Here is a 15,343-nt window from a genome sequence, read left to right as displayed (position 1 = left end):
AGTAGTGGGTATGGGCTTTTCTGATTGGTAGCTAAGAGCGACTAGCAAACATTAGCATGCTCATTTCTGCATATTTATCATTCAGACAATTTGCTCGTTTACTTTTTGAGAACGGGAGTTTACCTTACCAAGACATGTCCAAAGCGGTTTAGCGATATTGAGTGTTGAGCAGAAATGACCGCATCATTCACAGTTTATCCCCTTTTGTTTGTAGTATTCTGCGGAAAATTGGAGACAACCCAATGTCGACTGAATTAGTTAAACAACAAATCAAAGCGTTTTTATCTACATCTGCACCAGAAGTATTAGCTATAAAAGGCGATTGGGGAGTAGGTAAGACACATTGTTGGGACAAGTGCATCGAAGAATTTAAGGATCAATGTGCCTTAACGTCTTATTCCTACGTATCTCTTTTTGGCGTCAATTCCATTGATGCGCTCAAGCAATTGACCCTTCTAAACGCTATTGATGCCCAAACTATTGGGCAAAAAAAGAACGCAAAAGCTCAAGCAAAGATGTGGGTAGATAGGTTCAAAAGCGTAAAGCTACCAATAATAGATCAGTATATCAGTGGCATTGGAGAAGCTTTTAGTTCACTTTCCCAACTAGCCTTGAAAGAAACAATAATTTGTTTTGATGACATTGAAAGACATAGTGAAGGGTTAAAAATTAAGGACTTCATGGGGCTAGTTTCTTTTTTTAAAGAGAGAAAAGACTGCAAGATTGTGCTGTTGCTTAATGAAGACTCAACAGATAAAAGTTTTGAAGACTACAAAAAATACAAAGAGAAAATTGTAGATCGACAACTGCATTTTGAACCGACCGCAGAGCAGAGCTTTGATACTATGTATGAAACTGATTTTGAGTTTCGAAGCTACGTGCGTGATTGCTGTATAGGTTTAAATATAAAGAATAAACGAGTAATCATAAAAATAGTCGAACATACAAAGGAATTCTTAGCACTGGTAGATACTTTTGATGACGAGATAAAACGACAAGTCATACATTCAACTGTGGTGTTGAGCTGGTGTTATTACTGCCATGGTGAAGATCCTGAGCATATCCCAGAATTCAAATTTGTTAATCGCTCTGGGTTGAGAAAAAAAGACGAGAGCCATAGCTGGGATGCAAAAAAAACAAAGAATTGGGACAGATTTTTGAATTCTTATGGCTTTCAGCTTACCGATGAAATTGATTTAGCTGTTGCACGTGGTATTGAGCAAGGTTTTCTGGATAAAGAAAAACTTATCACACTCTGTCAGCACAAACAGAGAGAAGTTGATCTTAGGAAAGAAAATACCAAGTGGAACAAAGCATGGGAAATCTACCATCATTCTTTCGAGACTAACGATGATGAAGTTGCAGAAGCAATGGATGCGGGGATGAGAGATATAGCTTCAACTACTTCATGCTCTCAGTATAGCGATGGCTTGAAGGTTTTGAGAGGTATAGGTAAAGGTGAGCTAGCTGATGAGCTTATTTATTTTTTCATAGATAAAAGAAAAGATACCCCTGAAATATTTGATGTGGATAATGTTATTCGTAATCCTTTCGGTATTCACGATGAAAAGTTCAAAGATGAGCTTAGAAAGGCATATTTGCAGTTTAATCCGAAGCCTACAGTTACTGATGTTTTGAATAAAAGAAGAAAATCAAATTCTTACAATAGTTCAGAGGCAGAGATACTCAATGAGCTAACTGAGGAGCAGATGTATGATTTGTTTATGAGTTTCAAAGGTGAAGATTTAACAGATTTTATTCGAGTATTCCTACTCATCTCTGGCAGTTGCCAGGAGCTTGCACAAAAAGTCACCAATACACTGGATAAAATTTCTAAAATTAGTGTCTTGAATAAATTAAGGATGTCTAAGTTCTACTAGAAACAAACAGCCAATGGTGTAGTGTGCTTTAAGCAAAAGAAAGTATCTCGCCAAAGGCGAAACGTTTTGAGTTTAAATCATGTTTACTGCGGCAAATTACATTGTTGTAATGCCGCTGCACGGCGAGTACAACCTACAATACGGCACGCATAACCTACCAAATTGGTATAACGCTTATGCCTGCTCAGCCCCATTAATCACAGCTTCAATATGATAACCATCAGGGTCAATCACAAAAGCCGCATAATATTCATCGCCATAATCTGGCCTCAGGCCCGCTGCACCATTGTCTTTGCCACCATGTTGCAATGCGGCTTTATGGAACTCATCTACAGCAGCCCGGCTTGGTGCAGCAAAGGCCAGATGAAAACCTGGTACTGAACCTGACAAAGCCTGTGCTCTGAGCTTGATGGCAAATTTATCGCCACCATTGCTGTAGCCATAACCTACAGCACAATCCGGGTCATCATCGCTGATATCATCCCAAACCCGGACATAACCTAAAGCCGACAACACAGCGTCGTAAAAAGCTGCTGAACGATAAATATCAGAAACACCAAAAGAAACATGATGCAGCATAAAACCTCAGAGTAAGGATGGTTGATTAAGGAATGGCGGTATATCACAACTAGCCCGCCGACAATATTCGGTGGGCAGGGATAAGCCCCGCCCTACAATTTCGTATCGACGCGAACCCCAGAAACAACAAGGCCAGCTTTCGCTGGCCTTGTAAAACTTACTTCTTATTCACCAGATTCGCTCTGGCTTTTAAGATACGGTCACGTTTGTACTGCTGATTTGGCGTCAGCATATTACGTTTGCCGGCAAATGGGTTTTCACCTTCGCGGAATTCAATCCGTACCGGAGTACCCATCATCTGTAACGATTTACGGAAATAGTTCATCAGATAACGTTTGTACGAATCTGGCAGGTCGTCTACCTGAGTACCGTGAATGACGATCAGAGGCGGATTGTAACCACCAGCGTGGGCGTATTTCAGCTTCACACGACGGCCTTTCACCATAGGTGGCTGGTGATCTTCCACTGCCATTTTCATAATACGGGTTAAAAGCGCAGTGCTGACACGACGGGTAGCCGAGTCGAAGGCTTCTTCTACCGATTCAAATAAGTTACCTACACCTGAGCCGTGTAATGCCGAGATGAAATGCAGACGGGCAAAGTCGATAAAACCTAAACGTCTGTCGAGCTCACGTTTCACATCGTCTTTAATACGATCGTCCAGACCATCCCATTTATTGACAGCAATCACCAATGAGCGGCCAGCGTTAAGCACAAAACCTAAAATACTTAAGTCCTGGTCAGAAATACCTAAACGGGCGTCCAGCACTAAAATCACTACGTTGGCATCTTCAATAGCCTGCAGGGTTTTAATCACAGAGAACTTTTCGACCATATCGTCAATTTTGCCACGACGACGCACACCAGCAGTATCTATCAGGGTGTATTCGCGCTCACCGCGGGTCATAGGGATATAAATTGAATCCCGTGTCGTGCCTGGCATGTCGAATACCACAACACGCTCTTCACCTAAAATACGGTTGGTTAAAGTCGATTTACCGACGTTTGGACGACCTACTATGGCCAGCTTGATATGCTGATCCTTAGCCTGAGAAATGTCCTCTTCGCTTTCTTCTTCAAAGTCTTCCGGTAATTCTTCACCGCTTTCAATAGCAGCAATGCGCTGCTGTTGCTGCTCAGATAACATAGGCAATAACGCATGTTGCAGCAAAGACAACACGCCTCGGCCATGCACAGCAGCTATAGGATACACTTCACCCTGCGCCAGACTATAAAAGTCTGCTGTGGCTGTATCGGCATCTAAACCATCAGTTTTGTTAGCGACTAAAAATACCTTTTTATTGATACGGCGTAAATGCTGCGCTATCGCATCATCAGCCACAGTAGCGCCAGCACGGGCGTCCACCATAAACAGCACTATGTCTGCTTCGTCTATGGCTTTCAGTGACTGCTCGGCCATTTCTACTTCAATGCCTTGCTCATTGCCGTCGATACCACCGGTATCCACCACAATGAATTCGTAACCTTCGTATTTGACTGAACCGTATTTACGGTCACGCGTCAGGCCCGGAAAATCCGCCACTAAGGCATCACGGGTGCGGGTCAAACGGTTAAATAATGTTGATTTTCCAACGTTGGCTCTGCCAACCAAAGCCACTACAGGTAACATGGTTTTACCTCAAATAAAATTACTATGTATCCTTGTGGATACCGCAGGCCAACTGGCCTTCTTACTCTGTGACGCCAGGCTTATTCAGCCATGACAGTTACATAAATCATTAAACTTTATTAAACAACAAGGCCGGAGGCGATGGTTTATCGGCTCCGACCTTGTCTTATTCCATACTCAGCTGGTTTAAGGTAAGCGTATTAAACTTAGCTCACCATCCCGGGTTTGGATCACTAATTCATCGGCTGAGCTGACGCCCTGCACGTAAAAACCAGAGCCGTACGATTCCTGTGCAACAAACTCACCGGTATTTTTATCTAACCAGAACAAGTTGCCTTCGACATCACCCACGGCCAGATAATCTTTGTAGACTGCAGGTCCTGTCAGGAAATGTTTGTGTAAGCCTAACTGAGCCCACTGCTCTAAACCGTTACGACGGTCAATCGCAAAGATTTTACCTACGCTGTCGACCAGATAAATGGTATTACCTTCAACCACCATATCGCGGAAGCTGGCATATTCACGTTTCCACATCACACGGCCTGTACGCAGCTCAAGCGCTACTAACTCACCATTAAATGCAATGGCGTAAATAGTACCATCCACGACTATAGGAGTTGCATCCACATCGACCATACGGGACAAATCGGTTGCACCTTTTGGCACAGCAATAGCTGCATCCCATGCCAATATGCCTTTATCAGCAATGACTACAGAGACTTTGCCTGCACCACTACCAAAAATAACACCACCATTGGCCATAACAGGCTCACTGGTGCCACGTAAGCTTAACAAGGCGCTTTCCTGCTCATGCATCCAGCGTTGTTCACCTGTATCCGGATGCAATGCAAACAAATAACCAGCTGAGGTATTCACCAGCACATAACCTTCGCCTGCAGCAGGACTGGCAATCACTTCACCTTTCACTTTAACGCGCCATACCAGCTCGCCGGTTTCAGGATTTAAAGCTACTACGTCGCCATTCTCAGTGCCGATAAAGATCTTATCGTAACCCTGACTGATACCACCTGAAACACGGGCAGTTTCAGAACTCCAGAATTTCAGACCATCCAGAAAACTACCAGTGCCATCATCACGCACATCAAAAGTCCAAAGACGGTCGCCGCTTTCACGGTCAAAAGCCATCACTAAACCAGCACGGCTGGCAGCAAAAACTTTGTCTTTATAAATTAATGGACGCAGCGCTGAATCATAATGTTCAACGCCATCACCGACAGACGCACTCCAAATTTCTTCGGGTTCAATTTTGTTGTTAATTTCCGGATAAACCAATTCTTCTTTGGAAGAACAAGCAGCCAAAGTCGTCAACAACACCAGCATTAAGCCGATACGGGACCTGAATAACTTCACTCTTACACCTTAAGCAGCAGTTACGTGCGCCAGTTCGTCTAACTTCACTTTCAGAATTGGATTCTGAGCATCTTTTGTCGCGGCAACAGCAGCCTGATAAGCAGTTTTAGCTTTGGCCAGTTCACCTGAATTCAGCAGCACGTCACCTGTCAGCTCTTGCTGTTGGGCTTTAAATGCTTCAGGCACAGCTAAAGCTAAAGTAGCTAAAGCAGCCGGATAATCTTTTTGTTCGTTTTGTACACGAGCCAGACGCAACTGCGCCAGAGCTTTGATTTCTGGTTGTTTAGCAGTAGTGACTACCCAGTTCAGCTGTTTGGCTGCAGTGGCGTAATCTTCTTTTGCAACAGCTTCTTTGGCAGCTACAAAAGCGGCCAGCAAAGCGTAAGAAGAGTCACTGTTTTTATCAACAAAAGTTTGGAACTGCGCTAATAACTCTGGGTTATCTGCGGCTTTTTGTTGTTGCTCCAGCAATTGGGTATAAGCGCTTGACGCGGCCATAGTGGTTTCCAGCTGCTGGTCCTGGAAATAACGCCAGCCGTACAAACCACCTAAACCTAACACTACACCAGCGATAATAGCGGTGCCGTTTTCTTTCCAAAAGCGCTTAATTGCTTCGACTTGTTGTTCTTCGCTGTTGTAAATTTCCATCTTCGATCCCTTTAAACCAGCTGCTTTATAAAAGCGCTTAATTCAGTCAATTTAATATTTTGTTGTGGCTTTTCTTCTCTGAGCCATTTCAGCGTAATTTCGCCTGCAGCCAGTTCAGTTTCACCTAATAACAGGCCAAGGCCGGCACCAGACTTATCCGCTTTTTTCAATTGTTTCTTTAAGTTGCCACCACCGGAATGCGTCATTAAACGTAAATCCGGTAAATCATTCCGCAGGCCTTCGGCAATAGAAACTGCGGCAAGTTCCGCGCTCTCGCCTAAGGCCATCAGATAAATATCAGTTTGGGCCTGGGCTTGTGGCAATAACTCTAAGGTTTGCAGCAATAATACCAGTCGCTCCATACCTAAGGCAAAACCAACTGCAGGAGTGGCTTTACCACCCAGCTGTTCCACTAAACCATCGTAGCGGCCACCGGCACAGACTGTACCTTGTGAACCTAAGCTGCTGGTCACCCATTCGAATACGGTTTTGTTGTAGTAATCCAGGCCACGCACTAAACGTGGGTTGATGACAAAGTCTACACCAGCGGCTTTTAAACGCTTTTGCAGACCATCAAAATCAGCTTTGGATTCATCATCTAAATAATCTAACAACTGTGGCGCTTTGCCCAGCATGTCTTGCATCACCGGATTTTTGCTATCCAGCACACGTAGCGGATTGCTGTACATACGGCGTAAGCTGTCTTCATCCAGCAGTTCTTTATGTTGCTCTAAATACGCCACTAAAGCAGCGCGGTAATCAGCACGGGCCTGATTCGAACCTAAAGAGTTCAGCTCCAGAGTCACATGAGCAGATAAACCTAAGCTCTTCCACAAACGGGCACTGAGTAAAATCACTTCAGCATCAATGTCCGGACCTGCCATACCAAAAGCTTCTAAACCAAACTGGTGGAACTGGCGGTAGCGGCCTTTTTGCGGACGCTCATGACGGAACATTGGTCCCATGTACCACAGGCGTTGCTCCTGGTTGTACAACAAACCATTTTGGTTGGCTGCACGCACGCAAACTGCAGTGCCTTCAGGGCGTAAGGTCAGGCTGTCACCATTGCGATCCGCAAAGGTATACATTTCTTTTTCAACGATATCGGTTACTTCGCCGATAGAACGCTTAAACAGTTCCGTCATTTCGACTATAGGAAAACGAATTTCTTCGTAACCATAGTTGCGCACTGTTTTACGTAAAATCTGTTCCACATACTGCCATGCCGGGGTATCCGTAGGTAAGCAGTCGTTCATGCCACGAATGGCCTGGATATCTTTTGACACGGGTTTTATCTCTTTATCCTAAGCGGATGATGCAGCGAGGCTGCTCAGTCCAGCTGTTTAATTTCAATCAGTCGTTTTTGCTCTTCCAGATACAAACGTATCTGAGCTTCCAGCTGTTCTGCGACAGTGTTGTTATCAATACGTAATTTCTGCCGCTGGCCTTTGAGGTAAAAACCACTCATACGGTTCGCACCCGCCACACCTAAATCAGAAACCAAGGCTTCACCAGGACCATTCACCACACAACCAATGACGGATACAGTCACAGGGTCGATGATATCTTCCAGTCGCTGTTCCAGCTCGTTCATGGTTTTGATCACATCAAATTCCTGACGGGAACAGCTTGGGCAGGCAATAAAATTAACGCCGCGGGAACGAATGCGTAGTGATTTTAAAATATCAAAACCCACTTTCACTTCTTCCACCGGATCGGCAGCTAAGGAAATACGTAAGGTATCGCCTATGCCTTCAGACAACAGCATGCCAAGACCAATAGCAGACTTCACTGAGCCGGCACGAGCCCCGCCTGCTTCAGTAATACCCAAATGCAGCGGTTGCTTAATTTGTTTAGCCAGCAAGCGGTATGCACCTACAGCTAAAAATACGTCTGATGCTTTGACACTGACTTTAAACTGGTCGAAGTTCAGTCTGTCCAGAATTTCAACATGACGCATTGCCGATTCCACCAAAGCTTCTGGTGTAGGTTCGCCATACTTTTCCTGTAAATCTGCTTCCAGCGAGCCGCCATTAACACCAATACGGATAGGAATGTTTTTATCACGCGCAGCTTCAACCACAGAGCGGATACGATCTTCTCGACCTATATTGCCAGGGTTGATACGTAAACAGTCGACACCGTATTCAGCCACTTTCAGCGCGATACGGTAATCAAAATGAATATCGGCCACCAACGGAATAGGCGATTGCTGTTTAATCAGCCTAAAGGCTTCTGCCGCTTCCATAGTTGGCACAGACACACGCACTAAATCAGCGCCAGCTTTGGCAATGGCATGAATTTGCGCCACTGTGGCTGCCACATCTGTGGTTTTGGTATTGGTCATTGACTGCACTGCAATAGGGGCATCACCACCTATCAGTACATTGCCTACTTTAATCTGGGTCGACTGGCGTCTTTTAATAGGATTTTCTGCGTAACTCATCAGTTTTGTCCGAGGGTTAACCGGGCGACCCGACCTGTTGGATAACCTGACAGGTCAATGGCTTCGCCATTAAAGCTAAGAGTGGCTGCGGCTGCGTTGCCTAATAAAACTTTGACTGGCGCTACACCACGTAAATTTAACTGTTCACCGGCCTGACGACTGCCAAAGACTAAACGCTTGCCCGTCGCATCAACCACATCCACCCAACACTCTGCATTCAGTGACAAATTGATAGTGGCATTCGCCGATGCATCAACTGCTGCAGCTGGAGTTTCTGTAGCTGAGGTTGTAGTTTGAGTCGCAGGCTGGTCAGTTGCAGTATCAGCAGTTGCAACAGCCGGAACGTTATTTGTTACCGGAGCTGATGCCTGCGGTTCGTTTTGAACTGGGGCTGTGACCGCAGGATTTGTTTGCTGCAATTCAGGCGCTGTCTGAACCGGAGTTGCGACAGCAGGTGTATTTTGTGCACCTGTAGTAGCAGAATTGGCTTCTGTTGTAGCCTGCGGCACTGTTGCAGCTGGTTGTGTAACTACTGCTTCTGGCTGCCCAGGTATAATAGCTGGGACATCTGTGGTTAAACTACTTTGTGGCGCAGTGGTAAGTGCAGGTATATCAGTCGCTGTTGGCGAATGATCCAGCTGAGTGACAGGAATGCTGTTCTGTTGTGCCTGTGGTTGTTCGGTTTGCTGATACGGCTGAGTTTCAACAGGCTTAGCCTCTTCACTGGCCAGCATAGTTTCATCCGTTTGCGCCATAGGCAAAGCAGAACCTGACGCTGAGCCACCAAAACGACTTTGCCAGAAGCCAAGTACCAGCAACACTACAAAGACAGCAATAACAAAATAAGTCACCCACATAAAGCGGTTTTCTGTGGCTTCTTTAGCAGTGCGTTTAGAGAAACTCCGGGTCAGGCTTGGTACCTGATGTAAACCTTTGGAGTTACTACTGTAGGCATCCAACACTTGCTGGGCTGGTATTTTCAGCAGTTTGGCATAAGAGCGTAAATAACCACGAACAAAAGTTGAGGACAGCTTGGCATCCACCTGATCCAGCTCAAGATCTTCTATCAGGCTTTTACCTAAATTCAATTGCTGTGCCACTTGCGCTACGGTCAGATTTTGTTGCTCTCTGGCCTGACGTAGGGTTTGGCCTGCGCTTAATGCTTTTGGTGCGCTGCTAGGCGGCGTTAATTCAGTCGTCATAATTCCAATTGTGCCGGATCTTTTAAGTAGATAAATTGCCCAGCCCGTATCGGGCTTTGCTCAGTTAAGTTGTTCCATTGCAGCAGGCTGGTTAGTTTCACCCTGTAACGCATCGAAATCCGGAATAAGGTGTCGCCATACTGGATTTGATAACGTTCTGGTACTTCAATTTGTGGTTCGATCTGCCGGGGTGCTTGTTGTCCAATCCAAAGGATCTGGCCCCTGACTATAGGCTGATTATCACGCAAAGAGTTCCAGCTGATTATATCGCTAATAGTAACACTGTAACGCTCCGCTATGCCATACAAGGTTTCATCTTGTTGCACTTCGTGTTGCTGTACTTGTGCTCCCGACTCTGCTTCTGTCATTTCAGCCTGATTTTCTGCTACTGCAGCGCTTTCTGTGACAGATAGCTCCTCAGACACCATTCGTGCTTCAGGTAAAGGTTCTGTAACTGATGCTGCGCTAAGCTGCGCCTGTTCTGTTGCCACAGCTGCAGGTGGCTTTTTGCGGGTAATTTTGATTTTGGGCTGAACCACGCCAGCTTTGACTTGTTCAGCGGGTTGTTGCAGTAACTGCTGCTTATAGTCTTGTCGGAGTTGGCTAAATTCAGACTCGTTCAACTTGCCCTGACTAAATAATAAGGTTTCCTGACTTTGCGGATAGGTGGTCAGCAATAACTGTTCTGCGGTTTGCATCCGACTGTAGTCTTGTTGTTCCTGAGCTATCAAATACCCCAGCAACACAGAACGGGGCGAAATTTGTGAGGCGCTTTGCATTCGATCCAAAAGCACCTGGGCGGCTGGCAAATCTGCCATCGCATAATTAACTGACGCCAGATTAAATAAAGCGCTGGGGCGACTGGCATTGTGTTTAATGGATAAATCCAGGTAGGTTTTGGCCTGAATAAAGTCTTTTTGCTCCAAGCGGCACAAGGCGATGTTTTCATAGCTGTCGGCGGCGCGGATATAACCCGGGCGGCTTATCGCCTGTAACAGTAACTGTTCGGCTTGATCATACTTACCGCGCTGACACAAAAAAGCGCCGTAATTGTTATAGGAGTCCGCATTATTGGGTTCAAGGTCTATGGCTGTTTTGTACGAGTTTTCTGCGGCTTCGAATTCAGCCACCTGCTGATAATAATAGGCCATGGCGTTATGCACTTCGGCCAGTTCAGGCGCTAAGCTTTTGGCTTTTTCCAGATTAAACTTGGCCTGCGCATTATCACCCCGTTGCAGGTAGTTAATGCCGAGAGCAATGCGGGTGCGGGCAGCTTCCTTTTGATCCATCTTAGGACGAATTTGCCGGTCACTGCCCACTACTGTGGTTTCAGTGACACAAGCTGCCAACTGTAAACTGAAAATAACACAAGCCAGGAGCCTGAGTTTTTGCATAAGGGTACCAGTTGAATGGAGTGTTACACCATTTTTACTGAAATCTCCTGACCTTTCATCTGTTTTTTTTCTAAACGCTTAGTACGGTCAATTACATCACCCACTAATTGGCCACAGGCAGCGTCAATATCATCGCCGCGGGTCTTACGTACCATCACTGTATAACCATGTTCCTGCAGCACTTTATTAAAGCGGTCGATGCGGGAATTGCTTGAACGTTTGTACGGTGAACCAGGGTATGGGTTAAATGGGATCAGGTTCACTTTTGACGGCGTGCCTTTAAGCGCATGCGCTAATTCATGGGCTTGTTCCATGCTGTCGTTAACACCATCCAGCATCACGTATTCGACTGTGACTTTATCGTTGGCACGCGAATCTGTAACATAACGCTTCGCCGCAGCCAGGAATTCTTCCATAGGGTATTTTTTATTGACCGGCACTAACTCATCACGCAGCGTGTTATTCGGCGCGTGTAAAGAAATAGCCAAGGCCACATCGATACGCTCTTTCAGCATATCTAAAGCTGGTACTACACCTGAAGTACTTAAAGTGACACGGCGTTTGGATAAACCAAAACCAAAGTCTTCCAGCATCAGCTCCATGGCAGGCACTACATTGTTCAGATTCAGCAAAGGCTCGCCCATGCCCATCATTACCACGTTGGTGACTGGTTTTTCGCCTGTATCGCCGTAGCTGCCGATAATCTGAGCTACACGCCAGACCTGGCCAATAATTTCAGACACTTTTAAATTGCGGTTAAAACCCTGCTGGGCGGTAGAACAAAAAGTACATTCTAAAGCACAGCCAACTTGCGAAGACACACATAAAGTGCGGCGGTCTTTTTCCGGGATCCAGACAGTTTCAACTTCCTGACCACCAACCAACCCCATCACAAACTTAATAGTGCCATCGGCGCTGTCCTGACGAGTCACCACAACTGGTGCTGCAATCACGGCTTTTTCTTTTAATTTGTCACGCAACTTCTTGTTGATGTTGGTCATTTTATCAAAGTCATCGATGCAGAAATGGTAGATCCATTTCATCACCTGATCGGCTCTGAAGCCTGCTTCACCAATAGAGACAAAAAACTCCTTCATCTGGGTACGGGTCAGATCAAGCAGATTGACTTTGTTTTCTGTTTGGCTCATTTGGGCTTTTCCTCACAACATAGATAGATAAAAAATAGGACAGTTTAAATAGATAGAAAGGGAGCTAAGCTCCCTTTTCTATAAATCGTCCCTTTACACTTTTTTAAACCTAAGTAATTGGAGTTGCAGCGAGGCGACAAGTGCGTGAGACCCCAGGAGCATAGTTCACTATGTGACTGGGGCGAAAGCGCGCGGTCAACGAAGCTGCAGCTTCAAGAACGACGGTTTAAATTAACGAGTACGTGAGCACAGTTCCGCTTCAGTGAAGAAGAACGCGATTTCACGGGCAGCAGAAGCAGCAGCGTCTGAACCGTGAACAGCGTTTTCGTCAATGCTTGCAGCGTAGTCAGCACGTAAAGTACCGGCAGCAGCGTCTTTAGGGTTAGTAGCACCCATGATTTCACGGTTTTTACGAACAGCGTCTTCGCCTTCTAACACCTGAACCATTACTGGGCCAGAGGTCATGAAAGATACTAAAGCTTTGAAAAATGGACGCTCTTTGTGCTCACCGTAGAAGCCTTCAGCCTGTTCCTGGCTTAAGTGCAACATTTTAGCTGCAACAATACGTAAACCTGCAGACTCAAAACGGTGGTAGATAGCGCCGATGTGGTTCTTTGCTACTGCATCTGGTTTCACGATTGAAAAAGTACGTTCTAAAGCCATGACAGACTCCTGTAATCAAAAGGGTGAATAAATTTAAGGCCGCGAATTATACGCTAAGCAAAATAAAAAACCTATTTTTTCTAAATAGAGAGGAGAAAGCTTTTATTTTGTGATCAGAACCAGTGCCGCAACTACAAAAAAAGCAGCCCGAAGCTGCTTTTTTATATCACCAGACCAGGCTTAATGCCCTTCGCTGACCATATTGACTGTGTATTTAGGGATTTCGACTGTTAAGTCTTCGTCCGCTATACGTGCCTGGCAACCTAAACGTGAATCTGGCTCTAAACCCCAGGCTTTATCCAGCATATCGTCTTCCAGCTCATCGCTAGGATTCAGAGAGCGGAAACCTTCACGCACTATGACGTGGCAGGTAGTGCAGGCACAGGATTTCTCGCAGGCATGTTCAATAGAGATGCCACAACGTAAAGCAACATCCAGCACAGTTTCACCTGTTTTGGCTTCAACAGCTGCACCTTCAGGGCATAACTCTGCATGGGGTAAAAAGATGATTTGTGGCATATCAGACCTCGTCGACCTTATGACCTTGCAATGCCTTACGGATAGAGATGTCCATCCGGCGTGCTGCAAACTCATCCGTTATATGATTGGTATGTTCAATGGCAGCTTTAATAGCGGCCGTGTTGTCGCCTTGTTTGACTGTCGCAAGTTCAGCAAGGGCTTGTTCTACACTTAATTTTTCTTCTGCAGTTAAAAGTGCCGCATCGGCATTTAAGGCTACAGTGACAGCTTCAAGCACCCGCTCAGCTTCCACTTGTTGCTCTTTTAACAAGCGCAGCTGCATATCCTGCTTGGCATACAACATAGAGCTTTGGATCATGGTCGCGACCTGATCGTCACTTAAACCGTATGAAGGTTTGACCTGAATACTGGCGCTAACCCCTGTCGATTTTTCCTGAGCTGTGACGCTTAATAAACCGTCAGCATCAACCTGGAAAGTGACACGAATATGAGCGCCACCAGCGGCCATAGCCGGAATGTTGGTCAGGTCAAAACGGGCTAAAGAACGACAAGCATCCACCAGTTCACGTTCGCCTTGCAGCACATGAATAGCCATAGCGGTCTGACCATCTTTAAAGGTGGTGAATTCCTGAGCACGGGCCACAGGGATCACTGTGTTGCGCGGAATAATTTTTTCCACTAAGCCACCCATAGTCTCCAAACCTAAAGACAGCGGGATCACATCGAGCAGTAAAGTATCGTGGTCAGATTTATTACCGACCAGCACGTTGGCCTGAATAGCGGCCCCTATGGCGACTACTTTATCCGGGTCAATCGAAGTGAGAGGCTCAGCGGCAAAAAACTCCGCCACAGCGCTTCGTACTAATGGCACGCGGGTAGAACCACCGACCATCACCACTTGTTGAATTTCTTCGGTGTCTAAACCGGCATCACGCAGCACTTGTTTACAAGCGCGAATGGTCTTGCGCACTAAAGGCTGAATTAAAGTATCAAAGTCAGACCGGCTGATCTGGCCTTTAAATTCACCGGAGGCGAGTGGCAGGACAAAATCCAGCTGCTCTGTAGCACTTAAGTTTTCTTTGATTTGGCGGGCTGTCACCAGGTACTGGCGCAGCTCTGAATGCGAAAGTGTGCTTTGGCCAGTTTGTTGTTGTAACCAGTTGACTAAAGCGTGATCAAAATCATCACCACCTAAAGCCGAGTCTCCACCTGTGGCCAGCACCTCAAATACACCACGCTTTAAACGCAGGATAGAGATATCAAAAGTGCCACCACCTAAATCGTAGACAGCAACCACACCTTCCTGACCTGAGTCCAGGCCATAAGCTAAAGCTGCAGCTGTAGGCTCGTTTAATAAACGTAATACAGTTAAACCAGCAAGCTTGGCGGCGTCTTTGGTCGCCTGACGTTGCGAGTCATCAAAATAAGCAGGCACAGTAATAACCACACCCGTCAGCTCGCCACCTAAGGTCTGGCTTGCTGTATCTGCTAAAGTCGCCAGAATTTCAGCTGAGACTTCAACCGGGTTTTTAATGCCCTGAATGGTGTTAATAGCCACTAAACCAGACTGATCGACCAGCTCATACGGAATATGTTCTGCGTCGGCGTTGATTTCAGCAAAACCACGGCCCATCAGACGTTTGACTGACACTATGGTGTTGTGTGGATCCAGCACAGCTTCGGCTGCAGCAGCATGGCCTACTATGACGTTGTCTTTGGTGTAACGCACCACAGAAGGCAACATGTCCTGCCCTGCTTTATTAAACAGCGTTTTGGCTTCGCCACTGCGAACAGTAGCAACCAGAGAATTCGTGGTACCGAGATCAATACCTGCGGCTAACTTGTGCTGATGTGGAGCCGCGCTTTGACCGGGCTCTGCAATTTGTAATAACGCCATGCTGC

The 15,343-nt window shown here is 46.0% G+C and carries 13 protein-coding genes; 1 reads left to right on the top strand and 12 read right to left on the bottom strand.

The features are described from left to right. The first annotated feature begins 242 nt into the window (after positions 1-242). A complete protein-coding gene (locus LSG34_RS08300; protein WP_233008359.1) occupies positions 243-1,880 on the top strand; it encodes a P-loop NTPase fold protein in 1,638 nt (545 codons plus the stop codon). Between the two features lie 174 nt (positions 1,881-2,054). Here LSG34_RS08300 and LSG34_RS08295 read toward each other — a convergent pair whose 3' ends face one another. The 12 genes from LSG34_RS08295 to hscA all read right to left on the bottom strand — a co-directional run bounded on the left by LSG34_RS08295 (position 2,055) and on the right by hscA (position 15,338). Next, on the bottom strand, positions 2,055-2,459 hold the full coding sequence (locus LSG34_RS08295; RefSeq protein ID WP_233008358.1) for a VOC family protein: 405 nt from the start codon (positions 2,457-2,459) through the stop codon (positions 2,055-2,057). Positions 2,460-2,616: 157 nt separating this feature from the next. After that, positions 2,617-4,089: a ribosome biogenesis GTPase Der gene (gene der, locus LSG34_RS08290; RefSeq protein WP_233008357.1), complete on the bottom strand. Its 1,473-nt coding sequence runs from the start codon at positions 4,087-4,089 to the stop codon at positions 2,617-2,619. 186 nt (positions 4,090-4,275) lie between these two features. Continuing rightward, on the bottom strand, positions 4,276-5,460 hold the full coding sequence (gene bamB, locus LSG34_RS08285; protein ID WP_233008356.1) for an outer membrane protein assembly factor BamB: 1,185 nt from the start codon (positions 5,458-5,460) through the stop codon (positions 4,276-4,278). A gap of 9 nt (positions 5,461-5,469) precedes the next feature. Continuing rightward, positions 5,470-6,108: a YfgM family protein gene (locus LSG34_RS08280; RefSeq protein WP_233008355.1), complete on the bottom strand. Its 639-nt coding sequence runs from the start codon at positions 6,106-6,108 to the stop codon at positions 5,470-5,472. A gap of 11 nt (positions 6,109-6,119) precedes the next feature. Next, positions 6,120-7,394 carry a histidine--tRNA ligase gene (gene hisS, locus LSG34_RS08275; RefSeq protein WP_233008354.1) on the bottom strand — a complete coding sequence of 425 codons (1,275 nt, stop codon included), beginning with the start codon at positions 7,392-7,394 and terminating at the stop codon, positions 6,120-6,122. A gap of 44 nt (positions 7,395-7,438) precedes the next feature. Continuing rightward, positions 7,439-8,554 (bottom strand): flavodoxin-dependent (E)-4-hydroxy-3-methylbut-2-enyl-diphosphate synthase, encoded by a 1,116-nt coding sequence (gene ispG / locus LSG34_RS08270; protein ID WP_233008353.1) that lies wholly within the window; start codon positions 8,552-8,554, stop codon positions 7,439-7,441. Continuing rightward, a complete protein-coding gene (locus tag LSG34_RS08265; protein WP_233008352.1) occupies positions 8,554-9,756 on the bottom strand; it encodes a RodZ domain-containing protein in 1,203 nt (400 codons plus the stop codon). Before LSG34_RS08265 ends, ispG begins: the two co-directional genes overlap by 1 nt. Beyond that, positions 9,753-11,150, bottom strand: a complete 1,398-nt coding sequence (gene pilW / locus LSG34_RS08260; protein WP_233008351.1) for a type IV pilus biogenesis/stability protein PilW — start codon at positions 11,148-11,150, stop codon at positions 9,753-9,755. Before pilW ends, LSG34_RS08265 begins: the two co-directional genes overlap by 4 nt. Positions 11,151-11,173: 23 nt before the next feature. Further along, positions 11,174-12,298 (bottom strand): bifunctional tRNA (adenosine(37)-C2)-methyltransferase TrmG/ribosomal RNA large subunit methyltransferase RlmN, encoded by a 1,125-nt coding sequence (locus LSG34_RS08255; protein ID WP_233008350.1) that lies wholly within the window; start codon positions 12,296-12,298, stop codon positions 11,174-11,176. A 231-nt stretch (positions 12,299-12,529) separates the two neighbouring features. Continuing rightward, positions 12,530-12,961, bottom strand: coding sequence for a nucleoside-diphosphate kinase (gene ndk, locus LSG34_RS08250; RefSeq protein WP_233008349.1), 432 nt, complete (start codon positions 12,959-12,961; stop codon positions 12,530-12,532). A 180-nt stretch (positions 12,962-13,141) separates the two neighbouring features. Beyond that, complete coding sequence (gene fdx / locus LSG34_RS08245) at positions 13,142-13,480, bottom strand: ISC system 2Fe-2S type ferredoxin (RefSeq protein WP_233008348.1); 339 nt, start codon at positions 13,478-13,480, stop codon at positions 13,142-13,144. A 1-nt stretch (position 13,481) separates the two neighbouring features. After that, complete coding sequence (gene hscA, locus LSG34_RS08240; protein ID WP_233008347.1) at positions 13,482-15,338, bottom strand: Fe-S protein assembly chaperone HscA; 1,857 nt, start codon at positions 15,336-15,338, stop codon at positions 13,482-13,484. Positions 15,339-15,343 lie beyond the last annotated feature (5 nt).

Source organism: Rheinheimera faecalis, assembly GCF_021290965.1.
Classification (GTDB): Bacteria; Pseudomonadota; Gammaproteobacteria; order Enterobacterales; family Alteromonadaceae; genus Pararheinheimera; species Pararheinheimera faecalis.
Note: the sequence above shows the minus strand (reverse complement) of the source record. Positions and strands in the feature narration are given on the sequence as shown.

What these genes read in the sequence shown, in the direction of transcription:
- pilW (WP_233008351.1), bottom strand. Translation starts at nt 11,150, where the DNA reads ATGCAAAAACTCAGGCTCCTGGCTTGTGTTATTTTCAGTTTACAGTTG.
- hscA (WP_233008347.1), bottom strand. Translation starts at nt 15,338, where the DNA reads ATGGCGTTATTACAAATTGCAGAGCCCGGTCAAAGCGCGGCTCCACAT.
- LSG34_RS08280 (WP_233008355.1), bottom strand. Translation starts at nt 6,108, where the DNA reads ATGGAAATTTACAACAGCGAAGAACAACAAGTCGAAGCAATTAAGCGC.
- LSG34_RS08295 (WP_233008358.1), bottom strand. Translation starts at nt 2,459, where the DNA reads ATGCTGCATCATGTTTCTTTTGGTGTTTCTGATATTTATCGTTCAGCA.
- ispG (WP_233008353.1), bottom strand. Translation starts at nt 8,554, where the DNA reads ATGAGTTACGCAGAAAATCCTATTAAAAGACGCCAGTCGACCCAGATT.
- ndk (WP_233008349.1), bottom strand. Translation starts at nt 12,961, where the DNA reads ATGGCTTTAGAACGTACTTTTTCAATCGTGAAACCAGATGCAGTAGCA.
- der (WP_233008357.1), bottom strand. Translation starts at nt 4,089, where the DNA reads ATGTTACCTGTAGTGGCTTTGGTTGGCAGAGCCAACGTTGGAAAATCA.
- LSG34_RS08255 (WP_233008350.1), bottom strand. Translation starts at nt 12,298, where the DNA reads ATGAGCCAAACAGAAAACAAAGTCAATCTGCTTGATCTGACCCGTACC.
- LSG34_RS08265 (WP_233008352.1), bottom strand. Translation starts at nt 9,756, where the DNA reads ATGACGACTGAATTAACGCCGCCTAGCAGCGCACCAAAAGCATTAAGC.
- LSG34_RS08300 (WP_233008359.1), top strand. Translation starts at nt 243, where the DNA reads ATGTCGACTGAATTAGTTAAACAACAAATCAAAGCGTTTTTATCTACA.
- fdx (WP_233008348.1), bottom strand. Translation starts at nt 13,480, where the DNA reads ATGCCACAAATCATCTTTTTACCCCATGCAGAGTTATGCCCTGAAGGT.